This window comes from Leptospira weilii serovar Ranarum str. ICFT, assembly GCF_000332415.1.
GTDB classification, from domain to species: Bacteria; Spirochaetota; Leptospiria; order Leptospirales; family Leptospiraceae; genus Leptospira; species Leptospira weilii_A.
In genome coordinates this window covers 164,624-191,231 of sequence record NZ_AOHC02000052.1, presented here as the reverse complement: position 1 = coordinate 191,231, position 26,608 = coordinate 164,624, and the positions used below count along the sequence as shown (strand labels likewise).

At 44.3% G+C, this 26,608-nt stretch carries 25 protein-coding genes and 1 pseudogene; 18 read left to right on the top strand and 8 right to left on the bottom strand.

What is annotated here, in order from left to right:
- Positions 1–146: 146 nt before the first annotated feature.
- From LEP1GSC060_RS17425 to omp85 (LEP1GSC060_RS17405), 4 genes are all read left to right on the top strand, one after another.
- A complete protein-coding gene (locus LEP1GSC060_RS17425) occupies positions 147–698 on the top strand; it encodes a M23 family metallopeptidase (RefSeq protein WP_230458351.1) in 552 nt (183 codons plus the stop codon).
- Between the two features lie 261 nt (positions 699–959).
- Positions 960–2,495 carry an Omp85 family outer membrane protein gene (gene omp85 / locus LEP1GSC060_RS17420; protein WP_003009499.1) on the top strand — a complete coding sequence of 512 codons (1,536 nt, stop codon included), beginning with the start codon at positions 960–962 and terminating at the stop codon, positions 2,493–2,495.
- 7 nt (positions 2,496–2,502) lie between these two features.
- The gene (gene lsa25, locus LEP1GSC060_RS17415) at positions 2,503–3,186 is read left to right on the top strand and encodes a surface adhesin Lsa25 (RefSeq protein ID WP_003009835.1); all 684 of its coding nucleotides are present in this window, start codon (positions 2,503–2,505) and stop codon (positions 3,184–3,186) included.
- Positions 3,187–3,534: 348 nt separating this feature from the next.
- Positions 3,535–5,139, top strand: coding sequence for an Omp85 family outer membrane protein (gene omp85, locus LEP1GSC060_RS17405; protein WP_003009709.1), 1,605 nt, complete (start codon positions 3,535–3,537; stop codon positions 5,137–5,139).
- A 179-nt stretch (positions 5,140–5,318) separates the two neighbouring features.
- Here omp85 (LEP1GSC060_RS17405) and nadB read toward each other — a convergent pair whose 3' ends face one another.
- Positions 5,319–6,917 carry an L-aspartate oxidase gene (gene nadB, locus LEP1GSC060_RS17400; protein WP_003009947.1) on the bottom strand — a complete coding sequence of 533 codons (1,599 nt, stop codon included), beginning with the start codon at positions 6,915–6,917 and terminating at the stop codon, positions 5,319–5,321.
- Position 6,918: 1 nt separating this feature from the next.
- Positions 6,919–8,736: a S41 family peptidase gene (locus LEP1GSC060_RS17395; RefSeq protein ID WP_036096980.1), complete on the bottom strand. Its 1,818-nt coding sequence runs from the start codon at positions 8,734–8,736 to the stop codon at positions 6,919–6,921.
- Between LEP1GSC060_RS17395 and LEP1GSC060_RS17390 the strand changes: the two genes are divergently transcribed.
- Positions 8,684–9,706, top strand: a complete 1,023-nt coding sequence (locus LEP1GSC060_RS17390; protein WP_003009893.1) for a hypothetical protein — start codon at positions 8,684–8,686, stop codon at positions 9,704–9,706. The two genes, LEP1GSC060_RS17395 and LEP1GSC060_RS17390, sit on opposite strands and share 53 nt — an antisense overlap.
- Here the strand turns inward: LEP1GSC060_RS17390 and LEP1GSC060_RS17385 are convergent.
- On the bottom strand, positions 9,678–10,430 hold the full coding sequence (locus LEP1GSC060_RS17385) for a pyridoxine 5'-phosphate synthase (RefSeq protein WP_003009550.1): 753 nt from the start codon (positions 10,428–10,430) through the stop codon (positions 9,678–9,680). The two genes, LEP1GSC060_RS17390 and LEP1GSC060_RS17385, sit on opposite strands and share 29 nt — an antisense overlap.
- 271 nt (positions 10,431–10,701) lie before the next feature.
- Here LEP1GSC060_RS17385 and LEP1GSC060_RS17380 point away from each other — a divergent pair, with 271 nt between their 5' ends.
- From LEP1GSC060_RS17380 to LEP1GSC060_RS17345, 8 genes are all read left to right on the top strand, one after another.
- The gene (locus LEP1GSC060_RS17380; protein ID WP_003009517.1) at positions 10,702–11,181 is read left to right on the top strand and encodes a TIGR02300 family protein; all 480 of its coding nucleotides are present in this window, start codon (positions 10,702–10,704) and stop codon (positions 11,179–11,181) included.
- 8 nt (positions 11,182–11,189) lie between these two features.
- Entirely contained in the window at positions 11,190–12,083 is an 894-nt protein-coding gene (gene miaA / locus LEP1GSC060_RS17375; RefSeq protein WP_003009928.1) for a tRNA (adenosine(37)-N6)-dimethylallyltransferase MiaA, read from the top strand.
- Positions 12,084–12,098: 15 nt separating this feature from the next.
- Positions 12,099–12,347, top strand: coding sequence for an RNA chaperone Hfq (gene hfq / locus LEP1GSC060_RS17370; RefSeq protein ID WP_003009702.1), 249 nt, complete (start codon positions 12,099–12,101; stop codon positions 12,345–12,347).
- Positions 12,347–13,222 (top strand): hypothetical protein, encoded by an 876-nt coding sequence (locus tag LEP1GSC060_RS17365; RefSeq protein WP_003009915.1) that lies wholly within the window; start codon positions 12,347–12,349, stop codon positions 13,220–13,222. The genes hfq and LEP1GSC060_RS17365 overlap by 1 nt, the downstream gene beginning before the upstream one ends.
- A complete protein-coding gene (locus LEP1GSC060_RS17360) occupies positions 13,219–14,280 on the top strand; it encodes a mannose-1-phosphate guanylyltransferase (protein ID WP_003009720.1) in 1,062 nt (353 codons plus the stop codon). The genes LEP1GSC060_RS17365 and LEP1GSC060_RS17360 overlap by 4 nt, the downstream gene beginning before the upstream one ends.
- A gap of 221 nt (positions 14,281–14,501) precedes the next feature.
- Positions 14,502–15,239: a hypothetical protein gene (locus LEP1GSC060_RS17355; protein ID WP_003009779.1), complete on the top strand. Its 738-nt coding sequence runs from the start codon at positions 14,502–14,504 to the stop codon at positions 15,237–15,239.
- An 8-nt stretch (positions 15,240–15,247) separates the two neighbouring features.
- The gene (locus tag LEP1GSC060_RS17350) at positions 15,248–15,712 is read left to right on the top strand and encodes a chemotaxis protein CheW (protein WP_003009824.1); all 465 of its coding nucleotides are present in this window, start codon (positions 15,248–15,250) and stop codon (positions 15,710–15,712) included.
- Positions 15,702–17,705, top strand: coding sequence for a hypothetical protein (locus LEP1GSC060_RS17345; RefSeq protein WP_003009626.1), 2,004 nt, complete (start codon positions 15,702–15,704; stop codon positions 17,703–17,705). Before LEP1GSC060_RS17350 ends, LEP1GSC060_RS17345 begins: the two co-directional genes overlap by 11 nt.
- Before the next feature lie 88 nt (positions 17,706–17,793).
- Here the strand turns inward: LEP1GSC060_RS17345 and LEP1GSC060_RS17340 are convergent, their stop codons facing one another.
- From LEP1GSC060_RS17340 to LEP1GSC060_RS17330, 3 genes are all read right to left on the bottom strand, one after another.
- The gene (locus LEP1GSC060_RS17340) at positions 17,794–18,297 is read right to left on the bottom strand and encodes an LIC_12238 family plasminogen-binding lipoprotein (RefSeq protein WP_003009799.1); all 504 of its coding nucleotides are present in this window, start codon (positions 18,295–18,297) and stop codon (positions 17,794–17,796) included.
- On the bottom strand, positions 18,294–18,482 hold the full coding sequence (locus tag LEP1GSC060_RS17335; protein ID WP_003009404.1) for a hypothetical protein: 189 nt from the start codon (positions 18,480–18,482) through the stop codon (positions 18,294–18,296). Before LEP1GSC060_RS17335 ends, LEP1GSC060_RS17340 begins: the two co-directional genes overlap by 4 nt.
- A gap of 150 nt (positions 18,483–18,632) precedes the next feature.
- The gene (locus LEP1GSC060_RS17330) at positions 18,633–19,073 is read right to left on the bottom strand and encodes a CBS domain-containing protein (protein ID WP_003009769.1); all 441 of its coding nucleotides are present in this window, start codon (positions 19,071–19,073) and stop codon (positions 18,633–18,635) included.
- Between the two features lie 222 nt (positions 19,074–19,295).
- On the opposite strand from LEP1GSC060_RS17330, the gene LEP1GSC060_RS17325 reads away from it, so the two are divergent.
- The 3 genes from LEP1GSC060_RS17325 (at position 19,296) to LEP1GSC060_RS17315 (ending at position 23,256) form a co-directional block, all read left to right on the top strand.
- A complete protein-coding gene (locus tag LEP1GSC060_RS17325) occupies positions 19,296–20,768 on the top strand; it encodes an ATP-binding response regulator (protein WP_003009441.1) in 1,473 nt (490 codons plus the stop codon).
- Between the two features lie 257 nt (positions 20,769–21,025).
- The gene (locus tag LEP1GSC060_RS17320) at positions 21,026–22,081 is read left to right on the top strand and encodes a class I fructose-bisphosphate aldolase (RefSeq protein ID WP_003009564.1); all 1,056 of its coding nucleotides are present in this window, start codon (positions 21,026–21,028) and stop codon (positions 22,079–22,081) included.
- A gap of 194 nt (positions 22,082–22,275) precedes the next feature.
- Positions 22,276–23,256 carry a cysteine synthase A gene (locus tag LEP1GSC060_RS17315; RefSeq protein WP_003009315.1) on the top strand — a complete coding sequence of 327 codons (981 nt, stop codon included), beginning with the start codon at positions 22,276–22,278 and terminating at the stop codon, positions 23,254–23,256.
- A 261-nt stretch (positions 23,257–23,517) separates the two neighbouring features.
- On the opposite strand, the gene LEP1GSC060_RS17310 is transcribed toward LEP1GSC060_RS17315, so the two are convergent.
- Positions 23,518–24,531 (bottom strand): LA_0442/LA_0875 N-terminal domain-containing protein, encoded by a 1,014-nt coding sequence (locus LEP1GSC060_RS17310; protein ID WP_003009360.1) that lies wholly within the window; start codon positions 24,529–24,531, stop codon positions 23,518–23,520.
- Positions 24,532–24,730: 199 nt separating this feature from the next.
- Between LEP1GSC060_RS17310 and LEP1GSC060_RS17305 the strand changes: the two genes are divergently transcribed.
- Positions 24,731–25,003, top strand: a complete 273-nt coding sequence (locus LEP1GSC060_RS17305) for an LIC_11321 family protein (RefSeq protein ID WP_036097010.1) — start codon at positions 24,731–24,733, stop codon at positions 25,001–25,003.
- A gap of 110 nt (positions 25,004–25,113) precedes the next feature.
- Here the strand turns inward: LEP1GSC060_RS17305 and LEP1GSC060_RS17300 are convergent, their stop codons facing one another.
- Complete coding sequence (locus LEP1GSC060_RS17300; protein ID WP_003009909.1) at positions 25,114–26,397, bottom strand: sensor histidine kinase; 1,284 nt, start codon at positions 26,395–26,397, stop codon at positions 25,114–25,116.
- Here LEP1GSC060_RS17300 and LEP1GSC060_RS20410 point away from each other — a divergent pair.
- Positions 26,396–26,605: pseudogene (locus LEP1GSC060_RS20410) on the top strand (hypothetical protein). The gene LEP1GSC060_RS17300 and the pseudogene LEP1GSC060_RS20410 sit on opposite strands and share 2 nt — an antisense overlap.
- Positions 26,606–26,608 lie beyond the last annotated feature (3 nt).

Genomic DNA, 26,608 nt, shown 5'->3' with positions numbered 1-26,608 from the left:
ATTGTTTTCCGTTCCGATGCGTGAGAAAACGTAAACCGCAATTCGTTTTTTGGAACCGAGTTTCGACGAACGTTTTTCAATTCTTCTGCGTTTTTATTCTTTTGATTTCCTGTGTGGAGACGAAAGAATCCGACGAAGTTTCCGGAGTGAATAACAAACTCGCGTTTGAAGACGCGAAGGAATTTTTCACCGAACATCCCGAATACGTATCCGACGGATTTGATTTTCCCGTAGGTAAACCGAATGCAAAGGGTTATATCGACAAACAACCTTTTGGAAAAAATTTTCATCTCGGTGAGGACTGGAACGCGATCGGTCGAAACGACTACGGTGATCCGGTTTATGCGGTTTCGCACGGTATCGTAAAGTTCGCCGGCGAAGAGGGTCCGGGTTGGGGAAATGTAATCATCCTTACGCATCGTTTGCCCGACGGCGGATGGATCAATTCCCTTTATGCGCATCTTTCCAAAATGAACGTTTCCAAAGGGGATTGGGTGCGCAAAGGAAAGGTGATCGGAAAAATCGGAGATGCAAATCGGCGTTACGGACCGCATCTTCACTTTGAAATGCGGGATGATTTTTTTCTTCCGACGGGACCGGGTTACAGCCGAAATCCTTTGGGTTATCTGAATCCGAAGGAATTCATTCGCGATCGCCGAAAACTAAAAAACAAGAGTCTGGTTCGCTCGAGTCACTAAAGCAGGGAACTCCCGCATTTAGATTTCGCGATGAATAAATAGGGCAGGTGCGGACTTTCCATTGTGCAGACGTTTTTCTGCATAACCTCCTTCACAGAATCTCTAAAATCGATCCATTAAAAATATCATACCAAATGTTATGGATAAAAGAAGTTGTGTTCGATATTTCGGGAGGTATTTCCGAATTCTTGGAAAAATCCAATTGACAGTATATGCGCGAACGGTTTCCGTTTTGATCTGAAATAAAGAAACAGGAAATCCATGAAGAAATTTCTGAAAATCGTAAGTATTGCAATGAGCCTGCTTTTTCTTGCCGCAGGTTCGACATATGGTCAAGAGGATTGTTCGAAACTGGCCTTTACGGAAGACGTTGTGAGAAAGCCAAGGACGGATTTACCCTTTTCCATCTCGGAAATGAGACGTCTGAGACCGGAGGATATCTGTAAAAAGAAAGAAGGTTGGTTTCCCACCGGTCTTCCTCTTTTGAACTCCGATCCGAACGTGGGCGTGGGTTACGGGGTTCGCGTATTCTTAATCAATAACGGTAAAAAGTCCGATCCGTTTTTTGAATATACTCCTTATCGTTTTCGGATGTTCGTGCAGTATTTTAATACGACTAAAAACAGACAGTACCAGGACATCAGCTTTGACGCGCCGTATGTTTTCGATTCGAAGTGGAGACTTCGAGGGGATTTGATTTACGATACCAACCCGAACACATTGTATTACGGAATCGGCGAGAAATCTCTGGAGACACTTTCGTATCGAGAACGGAATCAACCGGGCGGTGAAATCGTAAGAAACGCGACGTATCACGAACGGGAAAAGAATATCTACTTCACGAGGCCCGGCGGTCCCGGTGATCCGGTCGATTTTCAGGGAACCAATTACTCCGGTTTTCCCGCGAACGACGCGTTTCGGGTCACCGATCGAATGTACAATCGTTACGACATCCGTTCTCCACAGGCCAATGTCAGCGGGGAACATATCTTTTTTGGAGGTTTGGTTCGAACGGTTGCGGGACTTAGAGTTTCCCAAAACATCATCAAAACCTTTGACGGGCAGTTTGTAAAAAGTACGGATCCGTTGACGGAAGGAACTCCTCTCAGCAACTCGGGTACGGTTGCAAACGGAAAAACGAAAGTAACCGAAGACGCCGAAGCGGGAAAAATCATCGGAGCGAACGGCGGTAACGTGAACTCGGTACGATTCGGATTGGTTTTGGATACTCGGGATTTGGAACCCGATCCAAACCGGGGAGTGTTTTTAGAGACAACGTATGAAAAAGTCGCGAAATCCTTTGGGTCCGATTTTCAATATTCCAAGTATTTTACGCAGTTGAAATTGTTTTATAGCCCGTTTCCGAAAGTTTTTGATAAACTGGTGATCGCCGGTCGAGGTGCGTTCGGCATGACGGAAGGAGACGCGCCCTTTTTCGAATATAGAAATCTTTGGTCAACGGAAGGCGGGATCACAGGGCTCGGAGGTTTAAGAACCTTACGCGGTTACAAACAGGATCGTTTTTCCGGGAAGGCGATGGGATGGGGAAACATCGAACTTCGTTGGAAATTTTTCGATTTTAGCGTAGCCGGACAACATTTCGCTTTGAATCTGGTGCCTTTTATGGATTTCGGTCGGGTCTGGGACGACGAGCATAAGGTGGGACTTAAAGATTATAAATATTCCCGAGGTTTGGGATTTAGAATCGCTTGGAACCAGAGTACGATCCTGATGTTGGATTACGCCGTTTCCAAGGAAGACAAACAGGTATTTATGAACTTTAACCACATTTTCTGAGGAAATCATGAAAAAATATAAGAATATTCTAATACTCAGTATCGCACTTTTTCTTTTTGCAAACTGCGAGGAAAAACCGGACGATACGACCCTAGGTTTTATCAATGAAGACGCGAAGGTTCTTCTTGCGGGAATATTATTGTTCGATCCTTATTCGGCAAACGCGGCTTCGGGAACGATCACGGGTTCGACGACCGGTCTTATGTGGAAAATTTGTACACAAGGCCAGGTTCTTAGAGTCGGACAAAACGGTCAGTACGATTGTGAAGGAATCAACGACGCCTCTACGATCATCGGAAGATACGGTGCGGCCCTTTTTCAGTTTTGTTCCCTCAATTTAAACGACTGTAATACGATTTCCTTACCTCAGGTTTTGGTCGGGCAGACGCCCGGGCTTTCAGGAACGAGCGAGGCTTACGACTCCTGTAACCAGGATCGTACGGGAGGCCATTCCGATTGGAGACTTCCCACCTTCTCGGAGTTAAAGGCGCTGGCGGGTTCCGGCAGTTTGAATGCCCTTCTTTTAAAATTTCCGAATACCGTAGAAGACTATTACTGGACCTCTTGGGCGAAAGAAGGAACGGTAGACACGGCTCGTGCCGTAAACTTCGGAGCGACTCATTTCGGAGAAGAGACTGCTTTCGCGAAAACGAGCCGACATTTCGTTCGTTGTGTGAGGAATCTTCCGTAAAATGTGTTGTGGGAACTCCCACGGATTCAGTCTCATTTCGAGCAGATACTTGTGGGAGCCTCTACGGATCGTGTTGTAAGGTGAAGTCCTCACGGAAGATTGTCGTAATTCCGACGAACCGATTCCCGGATCCAAGTAACTTGTGCGGCTTCGTTATCGTATTACGGACGTTTTGCGATTTGAGGAAAAAATCAAAACGATCGGGAAGCCTTTGGTTCCGGTTTTTTGTGAATTGCGAAAATGTATAGAACGAGCCGTTTTCAAACGGGAATATGAGAAAAATATTATATTCGATTTGACGACGTTGATAGGTCCGGTACAAATTCGCAGCCTTTCAGTTTTCAAACGATGAAAAATAAGAATTCTCTTTCTAAGTCGCAAACGTTTTCCGTTCCTCTTTTTTGCGAAGGGAGAAAAGTGTATTTCAAAATACTCCACAAATCTTTTCTTGCGATTTTGATCCTTTTCGGATGGTTTTTTATTTTCTCCTTAAAACTTTCCGCCCAAGAGAATTTTACGGGCTGCGATAAACCCGAAGCGAGAAAAGATCTTCCGTTTCCGATCGATCGCGTCAAACAGATGTGTAAAAAGGATCTCGATAATAAAAAAGAAGGTTGGTATCCGACCGGACTTCCTTTGATCAATTCCGATCCGAACGAAGGGATCGGATACGGTGTCAGAGTTTACGGATATAACAACGGAAAAAAGAGCGATCCATTTTTTGAATATACTCCGTATCGACTTCGTTTTTTCGCACAATATTTTAATACGACAAAGAACGCGCAATATCACCAGTTGAGTTTGGACATGCCTTACGTCGCTAATACGCAGTGGAGGTTACGCACCGACGCGTTTCTTACGATCACTCCGACCACCTTGTATTTCGGAGTGGGGGAATCTGCGTTAAAACCGCTTACGTATCAGGAACGAAATCAGCCCGGAGGACCTCAGGTTACAAACGCACAATACAATTCTCAGGAATCTACGTTTTTATATCAGAGACCGGGAGGACCCGGAGATCCGATCGAACTCGGAGGAAGAATTTATTCCGGAGTTCCGGCCGGTCCGGGATTTAACGTGACCGATCGAATGTACAACCGTTATACGATCCAAACTCCTCAATTGAATTTCAGTTCCGAACGGTCCTACTTTCACGGAACCGTAAGACTCGTGGCCGGATTTCGTTTTTCGAATAACATCGTACAGGCGAACGACGGTAAGTTTGTAAAGTCGGTCGATCCGATTTTTGACGGAACTCCTTTTAGTAATTCGGGAGAAACGCCGAACGCAAAAACGAGACTCACCGAAGACGCGGAAGCCGGAAAGATATTGGGGTATCACGGCGGTTTTGTAAATACGGCGAAGGTCGGTCTGGTTTACGACACTCGAGACTTTGAACCGGATCCGAATTCGGGAGTTTTTTTAGAGGCGACTTACGAGAAGGCAACCAAAACGATCGGCTCCGATTTTGATTTTCAGAAATACTTCGGACACGCAAAATTCTTTTACAGTCCTTTCCCAAAAACGTTTGAAAAGTTGGTTCTTGCTTCCCGATTCGGTTTCGGAATTTCGGACGGAGACGTTCCGTTTTTTGAATATAGAAATCTTTGGGGCACGGAAAACACAGTTTCGGGACTTGGGGGCTTAAGGACGCTTCGAGGTTACAAACAGGATCGATTTGTCGGGCGCGCGATGGGTTTTGGCACGTTGGAAGTTCGCTGGAAGTTTTGGGACTTTACGGTCGGAGGGGAATATTTCGCGTTAAACCTGGCGCCGTTCTGGGACTTCGGTCGGGTTTGGAACGACGAACACAAGGCCGGTTTACAGGATTACAAATATTCTCAAGGTTTAGGTCTGAGAATCGCCTGGAATCAGGCAACGATCATTATGATCGACTACGCGGTTTCCAGAGAGGACAAACAACTTTTCGTCAATTTCAGTCACGCATTCTAATATTATAATTTAGTTTTTTTTAAACTACTTGCCTTTAGACGTTTGGCAAAAGGGGATTGCGGACTTTTGCGGTCGTAAACTCGTTCGCGGAATTTTTGCGGGAACCGATTTGTTTGAGATTTATCGGAAACAAAGAAAATTAGAATTTCTTAATCAATGAAAGTTTTATAGAAAAAAATCTAAAGAACGACCTTTTCGTTTCTGATTTCCGTATCGATCCGAGACGGGTTTCTGTTTTCCGGATAGTCGGTGGAAAAATGAAGTCCTCTACTTTCCTTTCTGGCGAGCGCGGAGCGGATGATGAGTTCCGCCACGATCACCAAGTTCCTAAGTTCGATCAGAGGATTTGTGATCACGGTCCGATTGTAGTAATCCTTTACCTCGTCGTAGATCAGATCCATTCTTCGTTTGGCCCTTTTCAAACGAAGATCGGAACGAACGATTCCCACGTAGTTGCTCATGGTATTTTTAATTTCGTTTAAGTCGTGAGAGATCAAAACCCATTCTTCCGTATTGACCATTCCTTCCTTGTTCCAAGAGGGAATTTCGTCGTGGGCTTTGACGAAGTCCGGTTTTTCTTTTGCGATTCGGTTTGCGATTCGATTGGAAAACACAAGACATTCCAAAAGACTGTTGGACGCGAGACGGTTTCCGCCGTGAACTCCCGTACAAGCGGTTTCACCCGCCGCAGAAAGATTGGGAATCGTAGTTCTTCCTTCCAAATCGGACGCAACTCCGCCGCAGAGAAAATGTGCGACCGGAACAACCGGAATTCGATCGGAGGTGATATCAATTCCTAACTCCTTACACTTTTCATAAATGGAAGGAAAGGATTCCCGGATCTGAGAAGCAGGAAGATGAGTGACGTCCAACCAAACGTGAGCCTCTCCTCTTTTTTTCATCTCCGAGTCTATGGCTCTTGCTACGACGTCGCGAGGAGCCAAATCCCCCATAACATGATACCGTTTCATAAACGCTTCTCCGTCCTTGTTCAATAAGACGGCGCCCTTTCCCCGAACCGCTTCGGAGATCAAAAAAGAATCCCCGTCTTCGTGATAAAGCGCGGTCGGGTGGAATTGGTAAAATTCCATATTCTTAATGAGCGCTCCGGCCCTGTAGGCGGAGGCGACCCCGTCTCCCGTGGCGATCTTAGGGTTGGTCGTATGGGAATAAACCTGACCGGCCCCGCCCGTGGCGAGGATCGTTTCTTTCGCCAAAATCGGAAACACCTCGCCGGTATGATTGGAAAGAACGTAAGCTCCGTAACAAACGAGCCCTTTTTGTTTCAAATGGTGAGGGGTGATGAGGTCCACCAGAGTATGATATTCTAATATTTGAATATTCTGATTTTGTTTGACCACGCCGAGAAGAGTTTTTTCGATTTCCCTTCCGGTTCTGTCGTGTGCGTGAACGATTCGGTTTTTTCCGTGCCCGCCTTCTCTCGAAAGATCGAATTTTCCGGACGGTTCCAAATTGAACGGAACCCCGTAGTTCAAGAGTTCCCGGACTAGGGGAGGTCCTTCCTCTACGAGAACCCGAACCGCCGCGGGATCACAGAGCCAGGCTCCGGCTTCGAGGGTATCTTTGACGTGGTCCTCGAGTTTGTCGCCTTCCGCAAAGACGGAAGCAATTCCGCCCTGAGCGTAGTTCGTGTTGGATTCGTAGTCCGATTTTTTGGTGACGATGATCACCGAACCGTAGGGAGCTAATTTTAAGGCCGCAAAAAGACCCGTGATTCCGCTCCCTAGGACTAAGAAGTCCGTTTTAATCCGGGGCATGTTATTTCTTTTTTTGTGTGTTGATCAGCGCTTCAATGTAATCCAGGGAACGAATCAGTTGATAGTCCGGTTTGATCGGATCGTTTTTATGAGCCGAGATGAATTCGGAGGACTTTCCGTTCTTTTGAACCCAAGCTTCCAACTTCTTGACGTCGAAAGAACTTTTCTCTTCGGCCGCAGCCGGAAGTTCCGAAAGGTGGTTCCACATATTCTCCTCTCTAAATCGGAAAGGAAAAGATCCGTCCTCTTCGGAAGAAATGTCGATGTCGGGTTTGACTCCCACAACCTGAATCGTGTTACCGGAAGGAGAATAATAACGGGCCTGCGTGAGTTTGATCAGATAGTCGTTTTCGAGAGGCATTAGTTTTTGAACCGTCGCCTTACCGAAGGTTCTTTCTCCGAGAATGAGTCCTCTTCCGTGGTGTTTAATCGCGCTCGCTACGATTTCGGAAGCGGAAGCGGACTTTGCATTGATCAAAACGGCTAACGGTAAATCGGTGATGTCCTTATTCTTCGCATAAGCGTCTTCGGGACTACGGTTCGGACTTTTTGTGGAAACGATCAAACCCTTTTCGATGAACATATCCGCGATATCGATCGCAAGATCCAAGTAACCCCCGGCGTTGTTTCTCAGGTCTAAAATCACCGCTTTGAGTTTGGTACCTTTCGCCTGGGATTCTTTTTCGAGTTCTCTGTACTTATCCACGATTTCCCGGTCCACGGATGGTCCGTCTTCCGACTTCACAAAGCCGGTGAGTTTGATATAGCCGATATGATCGTGACCTTCGATCAGCTTGCTGCTCAGATTTTTGATTTCGATCGTATCCCTCACAACTTCTATGTGTAAGGTTCCGGGAACTCCTTTTCTCTGGATGGTAAGCGCGACCTTGGAACCTTTTTTCCCTTTGATCTTTTCCACAACCTTATCCAGAAGGATTCCTTTGATCGACTTTCCATCCACGGCAAGAATCACGTCGCCGGAACGGATTCCCGCATTGACCGCGGGTCTTCCTTCGAGAGGATTTTCCACGATGACTTCTCTGTTACCACCTCCGGAAAGAATGGCTCCGATTCCTTCAAAACTTCCGTCTTGAATTTTGGACATGGATTCTTCCCAAGCGGATCTTAGGAAAACGCTGCTATGAGGATCGAGAGACGAGAGATAACCGTTCGCCGCGGCGAGCATAACGTCGTTCATCGTAAACGGTTCTTTGGATTTTTCCTCGGATTCTCCGAACGGATCCTTTAAGGGAGAGTCCTTGTACTTGTCCAGATTGGTTTCAATGAACGCGAGAACTCGGTCAAAATCTTTTTTACTAAAACCGGTCCGTTCCCATTTGGAAGAAAGAACGTTCTTACGGATCTTTTCCCTTTCCACGATCTTTTTCACTTCCTCGTCGTTGACCTTGGACTTGTTCGAATCCTCTTTCAATTTACGGTCTCTGATCTTTTCCACTTCCGCGTAATCGGGATCGAAAAGGAGGAAGGAATCGTCGGTCGAGATTTTGAAGGATTTACCCGGAAAAGTTTCGTCCTTTTCCTCGTATTTTTCCCTTTCTTTGAAATAACTTTCGGGATAGAGATAGATAGAATGGGGAAGGGACAACAACGCATAGATGGCGGCCTCGCGGTACGCGCGATTTTTATCGATGTTCTTGTCGATGTAATGCCGAGACACTGTGACGACCACGTTATCAAAATCCTTGACGGTAAAGTCCGCCTTGACCGGGGACTTACCGGATGTAGGCTCGCAGAATAGGATAAAAATGGTCAAAAGAGTGGTAAGTAACGACGAAAGCGCGGCAGATCCTTTTTTCAAACTCGTGTCCCTCGGATTTCAGGAAATTTTCGGTTCATTCTCTATTCAAATCTCAAAGTGTCAATCTCTTTGGGTTGTGTTCACCTTCTTGATTTTCGTTTTCTCTTGTTCAACGGTTTCCATGCCGGGCTCGGGAAGATTCGCTCTGGAGATGATTCAAGAACAGGCGATTTTGGAATTTTACGGAACACCCGAAGAAAAAGAATCCTCCGTCAGACTTTTAAGGTCGAGTTGTAGATCCTTACATCCAGATCGGGCCTTATCCTGTTACAATCTTTCCATTCTCTTATCTTCTTCAAAAAATTATCCGGAAGCTTTGGAATACGCGCTTCGAGCGAGGAAGGCCGATCCGTCCGACAGCCTTTATCGGGATCAGGTTTTTCAAGTCGCGTATCGTTTGGAACTCGAACAGGGTGAAGTCCTGGCTTTGGACGAAGTGGAAAAAAGATATTTCCGAGCGATCAAAAACTGTAAGGACGGAAAAAAGAACGAAACACTCGCGGATCTGATCGTACTTGCGGCCTTAAAGGAGATCGGAAGCGAATCCTTAAAAAAAGGAATTTTTGCGGAATGTGTCGGGGAATCGAACGCGCTCGTTCCCGTAGGATCGAACGAAACGAACTATACGAAAGAATATTATAAATTTCTTGAGAATTCTCATCCGTATCGGGAAGTCTGGGACGTAAGCGGAGCGGTGCGTAAACAGGACTTGGAAAAGATGCAGTTTCCGAACCGGGAAGTTACAAAGGCTTGGAAAGAATTTCGTCAGTCCGTAAAGTCCAAAAACAAAGTCCAAGCCGCGGAACATCTAAAGAAGTTCAAAGAAAGTCTGGAAACGGTCTCACAAAAAAATCATAACACGAGAAACTTGGCTCTGTATCTAAAAAAAGCGGCCTTTTATCTGATTCAAGGAGATCCGAACTTCGAAGGATTCAGGCATCTTACGAAAGAGCTTGAAGATAATCCTTAACACTTCGATCGATTCCGATTTCTAAGGCTCTGGAAATCAACCTGTGACCGATGGAAACTTCCTTAAGACCGGGAAGTTTTGAAAAAACTCTCAAATTTAAGTGATCCAAATCGTGGCCCGCGTTGATTTCCATTTTTTGATCCAGAATGATTTTGGCCGCAGGGACATAGAAGGATTCGAAACGTTTTTTTCCTTCCTCCCGAGAACGATCGAATTCCTGTGCAAAAGGACCCGTATAAAACTCCACGCGGTCCGCTCCGGACAAAGAGGCGAGTTTTAGATTTTCGAGATCCGTTTCCACGAAAAGCGAAACGCGGATTTTTTCTTTCTTTAGAATTTTAGAATATTCTTGAAGGATTTCCATGTCTTTGTCGAAGTCGAATCCGTGATCCGACGTGATTTCTCCCGGAGTCACCGGAACCAGAGTCGCCTGATCCGGTTTTGTATCGAGGAGCAAATTCAAAAAACGGGGAGAGGGTTCCCCCTCGATATTGTATTCGATTTTTGTTTTGTTCCTTTGGTTGTAGGCGTCGATGAATTCCTTCAGGGCCAACACGTCGTCCTTTCGAATATGTCTTTCGTCTTCTCTCGGATGGACTGTGATTCCCTGCGCTCCCGCTTGCAGAACCAAATTAGCGAAATACAAAAGATTTGGAATGTTTCCGCCTCTCGAATTTCGGAGGGTTGCGACTTTGTTGATATTTACGCTCAGTTTTACTTTCAAAAACTTTCTCCCGGAAATTCATCCAATCGGAACGGGTTTTCGTTACGAAACGAAATTCTAATACGAAACTAATACGAAAGGAACGATTCTTTGAGATAAACTAAGAAGAAAAATTTTCGTTTTTTGGGGAACCCGAAAAAACGAAAATCAAAAGATTCTTTCCTTGCGTTTTTTTTAGAAATCGGTTAAGGTTTTCGCCCGTCCTTCAAGTAGGAGATTAAATTATTTCTGCTTGAACGTCGATACTTCTCTCGTAACATGATCAATTCCGATGGCAAATAGTAAAAAGACTAAGTCCAAAAAAACTGCCACGGTCGCGGCTAAGAAAAAGGCGACGGCAAAAAAAGTTGCACCCAAAAAAGGGAACGCATCGGCAAAAAAGAAAGTAGAGATCATCAAAAAGGCGCTTTCGAGTCCTTCTACAAAATCCAAGTCAGCCGCAGTGACTAAAAAGGTTTCCGGGTCCAAAGGCGCGCCCTTAAATCCTCTTGGAAAAAAATGGACCTGTCATACCTGCTCCACCAAATTTTACGATCTCAACAAAGAAGAAAAGATCTGTCCTAAATGCGGGGCGGATCAAAATAAACGTCCCGTCACCCGCACCCGCACCGTTCGTCCCAGAGTCGTCGAGGAAGAAGAGATCATCGACGAAGAAACACTTGTGGAAGATGAGGAAATGGAATTCACCGAGGAACCTCTGGAAGAGGCCTTGGATGAAGAAAGTGAAGACGCGGAAGAACCGGAAGAGTAATCTCTTCCTTGGCTTTTCCGATTGTGATTCTTGCCGCTCCGACCGGGGCGGGTAAGACCTCCCTCATCGCCGAACTCGATCCGACTCGGTTCGAAATTCTTTCCTTCGATTCCAGGCAGATCTATAAAGATATGCCGATCGGAACCGCCGCCCCCACAAAGGAACAGCAGTCTCGGGTGGTCCATCATCTTGTGGAAATCCTTTCTCCCTCTGAAACCGTCGACGCGGGACTCTACAATCGTCTTGCACAAGAGGCGCTTCAAAAAGTTTTGAACGCGGATAAAATTCCGGTCTTTACCGCAGGTACGGGGTTTTATCTGAAAGCGTTTTTGTTCGGAATGTTTCCCGTTCCGGAAATCGACGTTTCCGTACGGGACCGAGTTCTTTCCTTAAGTCGGGAAGAAAAAAAAAATCTTCTGAAAGAATTGGACCCGGATTCTTTGGATAAAATATTTTCAGAGGACGATTACAGATTGGGAAGGGCCTTGGAAGTCAATCTCATGGGAGAACGATGGTCCCGTTTGAAAATCGATCCGAGTACTTCCGCAATTCGTAGATTCGATTTGGACATTCGTTTGGGTATTTTTCTGAATCCGGATCGGAAAGAACTTTATGAAAGAATCAACCTGAGAGCCAAGCAGATGATCGATTTGGGAATGGCGGACGAGGCTTGGAAGGTTCGAGAACGATACGGGGAATCGTGTCCGGGGCTCAAATCCTTAGGTTATAATTTTGCACTTGAAAATAAAAAAGGAAACTCCAATGTAGAGACATTCTTTGCGGACTTAAGTCAGTCTCATAGGAATTATGCCAAAAGACAGATCACTTGGTTTCGAAAGGAAAACTACATCCAATCGATGGATCGGTCCGAGGCGCTGGAACATATCAAACATATAAAGTAACGGAAACAAAAAAAGATGTCTGCTAAAAACAATATACAGGACCAACTCTTAAACACTGCCCGAAAGGATAAATTGGATCTTACGATTTATCTCTTGAACGGGGTTCCCTTGAAAGGTAAGGTAGTAAGTTTCGATAATTTTACGATCGTACTCGAACAGGAAAACAAACAGAGCCTCGTTTACAAACACGCGATTTCCACGATCATTCCCGCTAAGATCATCAAGCTTTATACCGAGGAAACGAAAGACGCAGCGCAAGGATAATGCGATTTTGGACTAAGTTATTCTGGGTCCTGATTTCGGGATCCGTTGCGGCTCTTCTCTTTTTTTGTATCCACGCTCTCAAAGAGCGGGAGTCGCTTCTTGTTGTAGACGGTTCCGATGAGATTTTAGATTATACATCCGGACCCGGAACCGTATTCGAATGGAAGGCGATTCTTCCTTGGAAATACGACGTAATTCGTTTTCCGATTCACTCCAGACTTTCCGAAGTCGGCTTAAACGTGGATCTTTCTTCGGGAATGTTTCCCGAAAATTCTCCCGAGGGTAAGGTCAGGGTTAGGCTCGAAGTCCGGTATTCCCTGTATTCGAACAAAACTTTTGAATTTCTGGAAGCCGCCGGAATCAAAACGGAAAAGATCGATTCGTATATTCATAAAATATTGTATTCCATTCTTCGCAAGAAGGTGGAGGAATTTCTCGCCAACCCGAACTCCCTCAAGTCCAATTTGGACGGTTATCTCCGGAACAATTTCACAGCCGACGTACTCGCGGACGAAAAAACGTTTCAAACCTTACACGTAAGGATTTTGGATCTGCAGGTTCCCGAACCCGCTATGATCACCGGAATTTATAGGAATCAAAATCTTCTTCTGCAAAGAAAATCGGATCTTGTCGCGGCTCTTGGAAAGGCGGAAGTGTACAAAATAGAAGACGACGCGAAAACTTCCGCGCTCCTCAAACGTTTGGAGAGAACCAAGGACTTCGTAACTAAAAATCCGGACATGAAAGAATTTCTGTTTTATGAAAGTATATCCGACAACGTGGAAGTGATTCTACTTCCTTCGGAGATGATTTTGGGAGAGATCCCGTCTTCCAAAAAGAAAAAGAATTCTAAAAAACCCAAAGAGGTAGAATGAATCAGGACAAACCGGTGGTATTGATTATGGCGGGAGGCAAGGGGGAACGTTTCTGGCCTCGTTCGAGAGTATCCACTCCGAAACAACTGCAAAAAGTGTATTCCAACAAAACTCTCTTGCGAGAAACTTTGGAAAGAGCGCTCACCGTAACTACGATCGATCGTATCTATATCGGAACCAACGCGAGTCTGAAAAAATCGATTCTCTCTCAGGAAAAAAACTTTCCGGAAAAAAACTTTATCATCGAACCCGAAGGAAAAAACACGGCTCCGATCATCGCGCTCGCATCCTTGTATTTTCGGGCGCAGTACGGAGATCCTCTGCAAGTCGTATTGTCCGCGGATGCTTGGATCCAGCCCGTAAAGGAATTTACTAAAACGATTTCAAAAGCCCTCGAACAAGCGGAAAATCATCTTGTACTTCTCGGAATCAAACCGAACCGTCCCGAAGTCGGTTACGGTTATATCGAGTCCGGAAAGGCGATTGACGGTTGTTTTGCGGTAAAATCCTTTTACGAAAAACCGGACGTAAAAACCGCGCTCAAGTATATCAAAAAAAAGAATTTTTACTGGAACCCGGGGATCTTTCTTTGGAAGACTTCCATAATATTAGAAGAATTTAAAGCGTATTCTCCCGAAATTATAGGCCCGCTCGAAGAACGATTTCCGTTTAAAAAAGCGGGAGAACTTCCCGCCGCGTTCAAAATCATTCCTTCCGATCCGGTGGATATCGCGATTATGGAAAAGAGTTCCCGGATCCGAATGGTGGAAGCGAGTTTCGGTTGGGACGACGTGGGTTCTTGGACTTCTTTGGAAAGGGTGATGCCCGGAGATTCGTCCGGAAACAGGCACATGGGAAAGACGATTTTGTTTCATAAGTCTTCCGGAAACATCACTCAGACTCGAAAAGAATTCACGGCGATTTTAGGAGTGAACGATTTGATCGTTGTGGAAGAAGACGACGTTCTGTTTATCAGTACAAAATCCGGAGTAGGCGATATCAAAAACCTAGTCGCGGAGCTTCGTAAAAATAAAACTTTACAAAAGTACACGGAATAGTTTTCTGACAGGAAGGAAATCTAAGGAGTTCTTTAATGCCTTCAGGTAAAAAAAGAAAGCGCAGAAAGATCGCTACTCATAAAAGAAAGAAAAAGAGAAGAGCGAACAGACATAAGAAGAAAAAATAATCCGTAGATCCTATCCGGGCAGTCGTCCCGGAATCAAGCCAGAGACATCGTAGGACCGTTAAGCCCGTTTCCGATTCGACCGATACAATCGGTATGGGTTCATTTCAGGATTATTCCGTTTTTCGCAGATGGTGGAAAAAAGAAACACCACCTGCGAGAGGTTATACGAAATCTTATTCCGCCACAACTCCGTCCGGCGATATCTTACAGGCGGATCTCAACTTTCACGAAAAAAAAGTTCGTTTGACTCTCGAAATCGAGGGAGAGAACGGAAAGATTTATATCGCCACGGTTAAAGACGGAGAGATCATTCAGGAAAAAGATCTTTCCAACGGGAGAATGGTTCCCATCCACGCGAAACTCGCGCCGTTTCAGGAAGTATTTTCCTGTTTACCGGACCCGGATCTTTTAAACACCCTCGGCGGGCTTTATGGAATTTCCAAACAACCTCTCGGTCATGTCGAAGAAAACGCGCGACGACCTTGGGAAACTTCCAGTCGTTACGATCATATCTTCGGAATCAACCGGGAGAAAACTCTTTGGCAGAGAATTTTTTCAAGGGATCGAAAATATAAAAAACCTTGGATCGTTCGAGTTAAGGAAAGATTTTGGAGCGAGTTTCAAGATTTAACCCTTGGAGCTTGTTCGGCTCTCGGAATCTATTACGCATATACCGATTTCTATCTGCTGGGATTTTCACTTGCCGTTTTCGGTTTGCTTTTTGGCGGTTTAGACTGGATGCTGAGAAAAAGAAATCCGCTCTTTGTAAAAGTCCTTCTCTTTATGAGTCTTGGATCCTACTTTTACTACGTCGGATATACCCGGTATTGAGGCAAATCATGGCATCCGAAATCGATCACCAATACATTCTTTTTAGCTTGGGAGACGAGGAATACGCGATTCCCATTTCTCTGGTGGATGAGATTATCAAGATCCATAATTTAATCCGAATTCCCAAGGCAAAAAGTTATTTTGCGGGAATCATGGACATTCGGGGTAAAGTGGTCAAGATGGTGGATCTCGCGGTCAAACTTACGGTTCCTAGGGACGGGGAACTCGCATACGATCGAGCGATTGTCGTAAAAGTGGGCGGTCAATCCGTAGGAATCATCGTAGACAAGGTGGCTAACGTGGTTTTGTTTCCGCCCGAGTCCATCAATCCCCCTCCGCCTTCCGTAAAAGGAATTTCGGGAAGATACATCACCGGAATCGGAAAAAAAGACGATCGGTTTATCATCATCATAGACGTGGAAAAGATTTTGGGAGCGGAAGACTTGGCCGAATTGGGAAGCAATGTCGGATGAAAAAAGAAACTTTCAAAATCGGAACGGCTTCGATTTTTTAAATACGGCAATCTTTCAAAAATCCACGGCCTTTCAAACTCGGAACCGTTTCCGTTTAAACGTTTTTACTTTTCAGAAATTCAAAATTCTTTTTTTGTTATGCCTCGGGGCCTTGTCCGTTTATCCGGACGAACAAGATAGACGATACGATTCTAAAAATCTCTACGATCCTCCTTCCGTAAAGATCACCGAACAGGATTTAGCCGGTCTTCGTCAGGTTTTGCAAGATCCATCCAAGGATTCCATTTCCGAAATACAAAAAATACTCGGGCAGTATTATTCTCAGTTTATCGATTCCCGAAGGATCGAAGAGGAAAAACGGCTCGGTAAAATTTTCGACGAAAAAACAAACAGAAACACGATTCGTCTTTTGATTCTCGGCATGTTCTCCAAACTCGCTCCGTCCGGAATGATGAGGGATTCTCCGATTTTATTCGAACTCCACAGGCTTCTTTCCAAAGAATACGATCGGAAAAAACAAAACGCAAAGGCGATCGAATCCGCTCTCGCCGCGATTCGTTACAGAGATTTCAGTCATACCGAAGAGGAATATCTGGATGAAAGAAGGCTTTCCGAAATTTTCGATCCGATTGAAAAACAAGGGGCGCTTTCCCACAAACGATCCCTTGAAAATTTGGAAAAATCCGAAAAAGATCTGAAAAACTCCAAAAACTTCTATCATCTGTTCCAATCCAATCTTGTACGCGGAAGGGAAACAAAAATCACCGAACAAAATCCGAACGGAGGAACTTTCGAAAGAACGTTAACCGCAACCGAACTTCCCGAGTTTAAGGAAAAAATCGTCCGGTCCGAAGACGATCTCAAAATTAAGGAAAAGGAATATAACGATTCCAAATCCGGTGCCTACGAAACTTTTAGAAGGAAAAAATCCAAGGAAGACGCGGAGCTGGTTTACTATTTGGCGGGACTCGTTAAACAGGCGGAGGGCGAAAACAAGGAAAGATTGAAAGTGGTCAACCAACTCGGGATTGCGGGGACCGGAATTTTCGTTTTATTCGACTATAAACGGAACACCGATTTTTTTGCTACCGCCGCTCTTTGGGAACTTGCGACCAAACTCGACCCTACGATGAAGGAGCCGGTTCTGGATCTCGCAAAAGAACTGAAAGCTTCGGGTAAAAAAGCGAAGGCGATCGACTTTTATAAAAAGTATCTCGAACTCGCTCGCAAAGAAAAAACGGAAGAGTCAAAACTCGCGGATACGTATTTTTCGATCGCTTCCCTTTACACGGAACTCAAGCAGAACGTTTTGGCTTCTTCCTTTTACGAACTCTATTACAAAGCGGAAACCGATTCTAAAAGGAAAATTCCGTTTACGTACGAACTCGGATCTTTTTTTGAAAATAGAACCGGAAATCTGGAACGTGCCGCTTTTTATTACGGGGTCTGGTTAAAAGAACATTCGAATCCGGAAAACACAAATCTTCCGTTTGCGGAAGTTTGCGAACTCCATCGTCAAGAATTTCTGGCTCAGTTCGGAACTTCCAAATTGTACGCGTATCATAAAAAACCTCGTGAGGAGAAAACTTCTTTGAACGCCGCGATCCTTTCGTACGAACGTTTAAAGGAAATTTACAAAGCGGAAGAAAACAAAAACGCGGTTTTAAAAAAAGAAACTCTCGCGATCAAAAGAAATCTTTTGGATAAAACGGACGATTCGATCATGGCTCAGTATCGTCTGAAGGATTTGGATCTTCAGGAATCCACGAGCCGTCTCGAAGTCGTTCGAACCAAATTGAATTCCACTCCGGCGACTTTGGCGATGAAGAAATTGTCGATTCTCCTCGAAGAGGAAAAGGATTTTCTTTCCGCAAGAAAAATTTACGAAGACATCGTTAAGATCGGTAATTCGATCGAGATCAACCTTTCCTTAAAGAACATCGATCGAATCAATAAAATCCTGGAAGACGGGATCAAAAGAGAACCTCTGTAACTTTAGGATTTTCTAAAGTAGGAAATTAAATTTTTCTAATGATTCTTGAAATCGATCCTTCAAATCGAAAGAAATTTCAAACGGATTTTCACTTCATCGCTCTTTCAATATCGTCGTCCGAGGGAGAAGTAGGGGTTTCTTCCGCGTAGACGGTAGACGCCGGACGAATCAAAAACTCGACTTCGTCGATCACGTCTCCTTCGTAGGCGATTTTAAGAAGATACTTTCCCGGACTCAAATCTTGAAAAGACCCTTCGATCGTTTTGGAAATCGGATTCGGTCTTTTTCGAAGTACGTCCATTTCGTTGTATCCGAGTTGAAAACGGCTCAAACTCACGTAAGTCTCCGCAGTTTCGGAAACGGACCCTGAAAATCGGTAGATGTAGCGGATGGTTTTGTCGTCCGGAAAAATCAGATTCCTTCTTGTGATCGTATATTCTTCGACGGTCATAATTTTCTTTTCGAGAATATTGAACTTTTCCTCATCGAGTAAGGCCCAACCGAATTCTCCGGTAGGTTTAAAACAAGCCGAGGCAAGACCGAAAATAAATGCGAAAATCGTAATTTTCAGGAGGACGGAAGGCGATTTCATTTTTCTTCCTCGATTACACGAGCCTTACTCGAAATGTCTTTTTCTTTCGGAGTTGGATACGTCGGAGGAACGTTCGTATAAAACGTTTTCCATTGTGTGTTCGGGCGTTCTCTGTGAGGTGTAAAAAAACGGGAAAGGAAACGATAAACCAAGTAGGTTATCAGAATGAAAAGAATCAGTTTCATAACGTTTGCGATTTTTATCGGCCGAATTTTTTTTGAAAGAAAAAGTCTGTAAACTTTCGGCTCGAACCGTTTCTAATTTGACCCGGCTCTCGTTTCTTGCAATCTGAAAAAAAGGAAATTTTTTTCCCGAGTTTGGGTAAAATCGGAACTTTAGATAAATCCGTTCTCGTTGTACATGTACTGCTTGAGGTTTTTGTTTTCTTCTTCCGTTTTTTCGATCTTCGCTTTGACCGCGTCTCCTATCGAGATGATTCCGATCAACAGCCCTTCTTCTAAAATCGGCATGTGACGGATCCTTTTTTTGAGCATAATGGAAAGGAGTTCGTCCACGTCGTCCTCCGGAGTCATCGTGGTCAAAGAGGTCGACATCACTTCCGAAACCGATTTTTTAAAGAAGTCCAGACCCAATTCGGCGGAAAGATGTAACACGTCCCTTTCGGTAAAAATTCCTTTTAGTTTGCCTTCCGCCAAAATGATTACCGATCCGATATCGTATTTGGTCATAAACTTGACCGCCTCCATCACCGAGGTCTCCGGTTCCACCGATAGAAGTTTTCGATCTTTTTTTGCCAAAATCTGTTTTATGTACATTCCCTTCTCCGTTTCGGTTGTTATCGATATCATTTATGGGCTATTTCATTCGCTCAATATATCCTAAGAGCTTTGGTATAAGGTTCAAGAATTTTTCCACGGATTGATTAATATCTTTTGAATTTAAGTCTCGTTCCGGGTAGAATTCTCGAATTGAGATTGAAAAATGGTTTTCAATTTAAGTAGAATCCGTCTTTTTTGCCAAGGTCATAATAGCTCAAGATGAACTCCTCCGAAACCGATTTTTTTCCTTCGATTCTGATTGTGGACGACGAATGGCTGATCGCTTTTAATCTTCAAGTTTCTCTCCAAAAGTTAGGGTATCGGATTTCAGGAATTGCAAGGACCGCGGACGAGGCCATGGAACTTGCGGAACGGACAAAGCCGGATTTGATCCTCATGGATATTCGTATCGAGGGGGAATTGGATGGGATTCAAGCCGCGGAAAGAATCCAAAAGAAAATGGACGTTCCCGTCATTTTTATGACCGCGTTTGCGGACGAGGAAACTTTCAATCGGGCCGTGAACAAAGCATCGCTGTTCGGATACATCTCAAAACCGTTTCAACCGACTGCGTTGAAAAATTCCATCGAGATCGCGCTCAAACAACAAAAGAGATTCGGAAAGGCGAAAGAAGAAGGAAATGAATTCAGAGACGTCATCCAAAATATCGGTGAGGGTGCGATCTCTCTGGATCGGGAAGGAAAAATCTTATTTATGAACCGAACCGCGGAGTATCTGACCGGTTGGGTTCCGTCCGAGGTTCAGGGCGAACAGGGGGAAAAAGTTCTGAGGCTTTCCACAGACAACGGTGAAAATATTCGCGCAAAAATCGAAAGTGTAAAATCCGATCACTTGAAATACATTCCGGCTTTATTAACTCGTAAAGACGGAAGCCGCATTCAAGTTGCGTTTCGTGTTTCTCCCGTCAGAGACGAAGACGGAAATATCGTAGGTTCCATCATCATCCTTTCGGAACTGACCTCTCTTTCCGTGTCCGAAAAAGAAAAATCCGAAATGGAAAGAGTGATCCAATCCGAAAGAAGATTGGACTCGATTCAAAAACTTTCGGCGGGTCTCGCGCACGAGATCAACAATCCTTTGATGGGAATCATCAATTACGGACATATCATTCGAAACCACAAAGGGGGAGACGCCGACGTGAAAAATTACGCGCGTCTCATCATCGAACAGGGAGAAAGGATCGCAGCCATCATACGCAATTTGGTTTTATTTTCCAAAAAAGATCCGGAACAACCGGTACAAAGCAACATTAAACAACTCGTAAACTCCGTAGAAGATATGATCTCCGAGATGTTGAAGTCGCAAGAGATTCATTTGATAAAACAAATCCCCGAAGACTTGGAAGTTTCCATTCGCCCGAATCAGATTCGAGAAGTGCTTTACAACATTTTGTACTATTATTCCGAAAATCAGAAAAAAACCCAGATCCATCTGAAGGCCGCTTTGGATTCCGGAGACATTTCTTATTTGAAGATTTTAATTTCCGGAAAGTTGAACTTGAATTTGAGCGAAGAAAGTAGATTTGAACCCTTTGAAAATTTTCGCTCGAACGACGCTCGGATCGGGATGGGACTTTCGGTCTGTTATGGAATTTTGCAAGCCAACCGAGGACAACTTCTACTCAAAAAATCGGAATCGGGTTGGGATTTTATCATTCAAATTCCCGTTTAACAATGAATCCGAAAAAGTGCATCGCTTCCGATTCTACGATAAAAATAAACGGCACTTAATTTTATAGGAACCAGTATCCGAGTTTTTCGCGGCTCCGCCTAACGACTTCGGTCCCGCGTTGTGACCGCGGGAGGATACGACGGCCACTAGGATTTCGAGAAACTTTTGTCGTTGACTTGCCTACGAAAATCGATGGAAAAACCAGGTGGAGTGAAAAAACCTGTATCCAACATTTAAATCGAGCAAGGAACTTAGGAATGATTGATAAAATCAAAGCCGCCCTGGGTGCAGAAGCGGACTCTCTTTTAAACCATACTTGTAAAACGATTCCCAAAGAATCTTTAAGCCTTCCCGGAGCCAATTACGTTGGCGAAGTTCTCTCCCAAAGCGATCGAAACAACAGCGTTCTCAGAAATTACCAAACGATTCTGAACACAGGAAGACTGGGCGGAACCGGTTATACTTCCATTCTCCCCGTAGATCAGGGAATCGAACACAGCGCGGGCGCTTCGTTTGCGAAAAATCCGGCTTATTTTGATCCGGAAAATATCGTAAAACTCGCGATCGAAGGAGGTTGCAACGCCGTCGCTTCCACCCTCGGAGTTTTAGGACTCGTTTCTAGAAAATACGCTCACAAAATTCCGTTTATCGTTAAGATCAACCACAACGAACTTCTTTCGTATCCGAACAAGTTCGACCAGATTTTGTTCGCAAATGTGGAACAGGCGTTCGATATGGGCGCGGTTGCGGTCGGAGCCACGATTTATTTCGGGTCGGATGAATCTTCCCGTCAAATTCAAGAAATTTCCGAAGCGTTTCATCGGGCGCACGAGCTTGGACTTGTCACCATTCTTTGGGCGTATTTGAGAAACGATTCCTTCAAACCGGATAAAATCGACTATCATCTCGCCACCGACCTTACGGGTCAGGCGAATCACTTGGGTGCGACGATCCAAGCGGACATCGTAAAACAAAAACTTCCCGAAGTTTTTGCGGGCGGCTTTAAGGATTTAAAATTCGGCAAAAAAGACGATCGAATGTACACTCAGTTGACCGCCGATAACCCGATCGACATGGCGAGATACCAAGTGGCGAATTGTTATATGGGAAAAATCGGCCTGATCAACTCGGGTGGAGCCTCCGGCGAGAACGATCTTTCCGACGCGGTAAAAGCGGCGGTCGTAAACAAAAGAGCGGGCGGGATGGGACTCATCTCCGGAAGAAAGGCGTTCCAAAAATCGATGAAGGACGGAGTCGCTCTTTTGAACGCGATTCAGGACGTTTATCTTTCCAAAGACGTCACCGTCGCCTAACGTGTTTCGAAACGGCCGTTGTTCAATCGGAACCTCGCGCCGTTCGACGCTCCGCTATTGTGGAATATTCCTTTTGGATACTATTCCAAAAATAGAATATAGAAAAAATACTCCGCGTCTTTGCGGAGTATTTCGTTTTAAGTTCGAATTACGAGACGAGTCGTTTTTATTCTACCGGAATCGATGAAAGTGTTATGAACGTTAAAAAAGATTTTTCCGATGCGGTGGGAAATACCCCGCTCATTTTGCTCCGCAGTTTTAGCGAGGAAACCGGTTGTAATATCTACGGAAAAGCCGAGTTCTTAAATCCGGGAGGTTCCGTTAAGGATCGGGCCGCTCTTTACATCGTAGAAGACGCGGAAAGAAAAGGACTTCTGAAAACAGGCGGAACGGTCGTGGAAGGTACCGCCGGAAACACGGGGATCGGACTCACGCATATCTGTAATTCTAAGGGTTATAAAACTCTGATTATCATTCCGGATACGCAGTCCCGGGAAAAAATCGACCTCTTACGTACCTTAGGCGCGGAAGTGAGAACCGTTCCCGCGGTTCCTTATAAGGATCCGAATCACTACGTTAAGGTGTCCGGAAGAATCGCCCAAGAGATGGACAATACGATCTGGGCCAATCAATTCGATAACCTCGCCAATCGGGACGCACACTACAAAACGACCGCGCCCGAAATCTGGGAACAAACCGACGGCAAAGTAGACGCTTGGATCACTTCTCTCGGAACCGGAGGAACCTACGCGGGAGTTTCCCTTTTTTTAAAGGAAAAAAATTCCAAGATCAAAACCGTGATCGCCGATCCGTACGGTTCCGGGATTTATAATTTCGTTAAGAAGGGAGAGATCTCCGCCGAAGGGAGTTCGTTTACGGAAGGGATCGGAAACGGAAGGATCACAGAGAACATGAAAGGCGCGCCGATGGACGACGCGATTCGAATTACGGATGAGGAATGTTTAAAGGTCGTTTATCAACTTCTGTATAAGGACGGGCTTTTTCTAGGAGGTTCCACGGGAATCAACGTTGCCGCCGCCGTACAACTCGCCAAAGAACTCGGACCCGGTCATACCGTAGTTACCGTGTTATGCGATTCCGGAGCCAGGTATCAATCTAGGATTTTCAATCCGGAATGGTTGGTTTCGAAAGGCCATTCCGTTCCAAAGTTTTGAATTGCGGCTTTTTTAATATTTGTTGAATATACGAAAATCATGAAATTCTGAAACGTTTTTTCTGCGAAAACCGCCCTAAACATTCTTAGGGAGTGCGGAGGTTCGAGTTTCCTCCGAACGATCCTTAAAAAACAAGCGGGCATGAATTTCCCTAAACAATTTAAAAGCTGTCCCAAAACCTGAAAATGCGGGAACTCCCGCGTTTTGTGAAACTAAAGCCTCCTGCTATTATTGGCACTCGACAGGTTTTGGGAAGAACTCTTAGTAGAAGAGAGTATATAGGACTTGGCCGCCGACGTCGATACTTCTTACTCCGCCTGCAATTTCCTTAGAAACCAAAGGGTTTCCTCGGATTCCAAAACCTTCCGAAACGGTTTCGCCCGCCGGAGTTTGGATCACGTTGTTTTGCGCCCAGGTCTTTCCGGCAAAATAAGCGTGGCTTAACTGAATGAGATAGATTCCGATTGCGACTCCGGCCGCCGTATGTTTTGCGTTTTTGTAATCCGATTCGTCCGTACGGATCGAGTTGAGTGAATTCAAGTTTCGTAATGTGTTGAACTGAAGAATCGGATTTAAATTCGAAGTAGAAGAAGAGGCGTCGGAACCGAAAAGTTCATCGATCGTAAATTGTTGTTCGATGATTTTTTCGATTTTTTTATCGTAAGCCTTGGCTCTTTCTTTTTCCGACGCGTCCAGTCCGAAGTAGGAAAGAAAAGAAACAAAAAACAAAGCGGAATACGTCGTGCTCCATCCGCTCTGCCTCATCGTACTATGGCCCCAACCGGGAAGAATCGCGGATTTCCATACGGGTTCCCACGGATTTCTTTTGGAAGTGATATAACTTTCCCAATCTCCGTCCCTTTCTTCCAAATATTTTTCCACCAAAGATAGACGTTTCTGAACGATCTTATAACTGTTCTCTTTAATCATCTGTTCGAGATAGATCGTATCGAGTTGATCGTCCTTATCGCTCTTTTTGCCTTCTTTGTTCAGTTTCTTTTTTTCGGCTTCGATGATTTTATTGATTTCCTGTTCGTCTTTGATTTCCTTAAAGATGATTTTAAGAATTTTAGATTTTGCTAATTTTCCCCTTTTTCCGTCTCGAATGACGGTTACCGTTTCCGCGTCTTGGTCGATTACGGTCGCGTAGGCCCTTTCTCCGGTTTTAAAAAGGATCGTTTCCGCAAAAATCCAGTTGGGTAAAAGAAGTATAAAAAATAAAAAACGAACTTTGGATCGCGCGGAGTTTCGTAAAATTTGGGTAAAAAAATTCATAAGAATAGGGTTCCTGTGGATTTAAATTAATATTTCAGTATTAGTAAGAAATTCAGAATTGCAATTTATTTCCGAATTCTTTCTATTTTATTTGCTCAAAAATATAGGATCCTAAAATGATTCGTACACGTTCGAACGCGTTACGTCGTCTTAAAAAAACGGAAGCCGTTTGAAATTACATCACGCGGGTATTATTACGATGAAAAGAAGAGTTGGGTTTAAAAGATCGATCGCGTTTCTGATCGTTTTGTTTCTTTACGGAACTTCGTTTGCAAAGGAAAGGGAAAAAAAAGAACCGGAGAGAAATGCGGAAACTTCGAAGCCGACCGCTCAAGGATGTTGCAGGATCAAAATGAGGGGAGGAGGGTTCGATTACTTTGTGAGTACGGAAGAGGACTGCGCCTCTCATAAACAGTTTCATTCTTTTATGAAAGAACGTACTCTTTGTTTTGAATCCTTTCCGGAAGAGTAGTAGTAGTAGTAGTAGTAGTAGTAGTAGTAGTAGTAGTAGTAGTAGTAGTAGTAGTAGTAGTAGTCTGTCCCATGATAAAACTTATTTTTTGAATATTCAAAAAATAAGTTTTATGGAAAAAAACGCACTCGGACCAGAAAACCGTTTCCTTGTTCGACTTCCAGTTCCCCCCGCAATTGAAAACTAAGCGCTTTGACGAGGCTCATTCCGAGGGAACCGTCTTCCGACGATTCGCTTTTTTCGGATTTTCCGCCGACTCCGTCATCCGCAATTTCCAAGATCAAATAACCCGAGGCGGATTTTCGAAATAAGATCGTAATCCTACCTTCTCGATTTTCCGGAAAGGCGTGTTTGAAGGAATTGGACAGGATTTCGTTTAGGAGCAATCCGCAGTGGATCGCTTTGTCGACGGGAAGAACGATCTCTTCTATATTACAATCGGATCTGATTCTTCCGTCGCTCGGACCGTAAGAAAGAAAAAGATGATCCACTAACGTACCGAGATAATCTTTCGCATCGACGATCGTATAAGAATTTTTCAGAAATAAATAATCCTGAACCATCCCCATGGATTGAATCCGATTGATTGCGGACTCGATCGCTTTTTTAGCCGAATCCGACTTGGCCTGTTCCTGTTCCAAGGTCATCATTCCCAGAATCAACAGGATATTATTTTTTACTCTATGTTGAATTTCTCGAAATAAAGTTTCCTTATCCTGCAAAGACTCCGTGAGTTTCGCTTCGGTAACCGCTCGGATCGAGAGTTCGTTTTGAAGTTCTTTGTTGGTTTTTTTTTGGAGAAGTAAAAGTCGTTTTTGTTTTTTAATTCCGTCTACAAGTCCTTTTAAAATGGACATCACCGAAAACGTTAGAATCCCGCATAAGAAAGTGAAGTTGGCTCCTATGACTAGAATCTGAAAGGGAATTTCTCCTCCTTTCCAGATTTTATAATGAGCAAGAACCGCTCCCGAAAAAACGCAAACCGATGCGACGACCCATCCCCAAAACGCAAAAGTCCGGCTTAAAAAGATTCCGCACAAAACCGGAACTAAAAAAAACCAAAGAATTCCCGCGCCTCCCAATCCTATCTTCGTATAAAGTAAACAGCCCATGATGAAAATTAAGGACAATAAAAAGTAGGATTTAGGTTTGTAGAATCGGTTCGGCAGTAATAAAAGAAACCATACGAGAAGAAGCGCGAGGGTGTTCAGTATCACCACTTCTCCGAGTCCTTGTTCCCAGGCTAAATAGACGCTCGGGATATAAATCAAAAATCCGAAACAAGAAGTGAGAACCAAAAGAACTTGGATGATATATCTTTTCCAAACGTTAGGATGTGCGGAATGGTGAGAGGGAATTTTGAATACGTCTTTTAAATGGGAAACAAAACTCATGATTGTTCCGTATCTTTTTCGAACCTATGTATTCTTCCGATCACAAAATAACAAACATTTCAATTCGGGAAAAATCTTTCTCATCTTATTTTTGTCTTGAGTTTTTTGAAATATGTGAGCAGATGCTCATTATTCTGAATGGAAGAGATTTAGAGTCGTTTATAGATCAAGAAGGTTTCTTTTTACGGCATTCAACTCCACAGATTGAATG

Excerpts from the sequence above, each read along its gene's own strand:
- LEP1GSC060_RS17350 (WP_003009824.1), top strand. The coding sequence starts at position 15,248 with ATGGCATCCGAAATCGATCACCAATACATTCTTTTTAGCTTGGGAGAC.
- LEP1GSC060_RS17390 (WP_003009893.1), top strand. The coding sequence starts at position 8,684 with ATGGTCAAAAGAGTGGTAAGTAACGACGAAAGCGCGGCAGATCCTTTT.
- omp85 (WP_003009709.1), top strand. The coding sequence starts at position 3,535 with ATGAAAAATAAGAATTCTCTTTCTAAGTCGCAAACGTTTTCCGTTCCT.
- LEP1GSC060_RS17345 (WP_003009626.1), top strand. The coding sequence starts at position 15,702 with ATGTCGGATGAAAAAAGAAACTTTCAAAATCGGAACGGCTTCGATTTT.
- LEP1GSC060_RS17305 (WP_036097010.1), top strand. The coding sequence starts at position 24,731 with ATGAAAAGAAGAGTTGGGTTTAAAAGATCGATCGCGTTTCTGATCGTT.
- LEP1GSC060_RS17320 (WP_003009564.1), top strand. The coding sequence starts at position 21,026 with ATGATTGATAAAATCAAAGCCGCCCTGGGTGCAGAAGCGGACTCTCTT.
- hfq (WP_003009702.1), top strand. The coding sequence starts at position 12,099 with ATGTCTGCTAAAAACAATATACAGGACCAACTCTTAAACACTGCCCGA.
- LEP1GSC060_RS17355 (WP_003009779.1), top strand. The coding sequence starts at position 14,502 with ATGGGTTCATTTCAGGATTATTCCGTTTTTCGCAGATGGTGGAAAAAA.
- LEP1GSC060_RS17330 (WP_003009769.1), bottom strand. The coding sequence starts at position 19,073 with ATGTACATAAAACAGATTTTGGCAAAAAAAGATCGAAAACTTCTATCG.
- LEP1GSC060_RS17340 (WP_003009799.1), bottom strand. The coding sequence starts at position 18,297 with ATGAAATCGCCTTCCGTCCTCCTGAAAATTACGATTTTCGCATTTATT.
- LEP1GSC060_RS17310 (WP_003009360.1), bottom strand. The coding sequence starts at position 24,531 with ATGAATTTTTTTACCCAAATTTTACGAAACTCCGCGCGATCCAAAGTT.
- nadB (WP_003009947.1), bottom strand. The coding sequence starts at position 6,917 with ATGCCCCGGATTAAAACGGACTTCTTAGTCCTAGGGAGCGGAATCACG.
- LEP1GSC060_RS17365 (WP_003009915.1), top strand. The coding sequence starts at position 12,347 with ATGCGATTTTGGACTAAGTTATTCTGGGTCCTGATTTCGGGATCCGTT.
- LEP1GSC060_RS17315 (WP_003009315.1), top strand. The coding sequence starts at position 22,276 with ATGAACGTTAAAAAAGATTTTTCCGATGCGGTGGGAAATACCCCGCTC.
- LEP1GSC060_RS17325 (WP_003009441.1), top strand. The coding sequence starts at position 19,296 with ATGAACTCCTCCGAAACCGATTTTTTTCCTTCGATTCTGATTGTGGAC.
- lsa25 (WP_003009835.1), top strand. The coding sequence starts at position 2,503 with ATGAAAAAATATAAGAATATTCTAATACTCAGTATCGCACTTTTTCTT.
- LEP1GSC060_RS17360 (WP_003009720.1), top strand. The coding sequence starts at position 13,219 with ATGAATCAGGACAAACCGGTGGTATTGATTATGGCGGGAGGCAAGGGG.
- LEP1GSC060_RS17335 (WP_003009404.1), bottom strand. The coding sequence starts at position 18,482 with ATGAAACTGATTCTTTTCATTCTGATAACCTACTTGGTTTATCGTTTC.
- LEP1GSC060_RS17300 (WP_003009909.1), bottom strand. The coding sequence starts at position 26,397 with ATGAGTTTTGTTTCCCATTTAAAAGACGTATTCAAAATTCCCTCTCAC.
- LEP1GSC060_RS17380 (WP_003009517.1), top strand. The coding sequence starts at position 10,702 with ATGGCAAATAGTAAAAAGACTAAGTCCAAAAAAACTGCCACGGTCGCG.
- omp85 (WP_003009499.1), top strand. The coding sequence starts at position 960 with ATGAAGAAATTTCTGAAAATCGTAAGTATTGCAATGAGCCTGCTTTTT.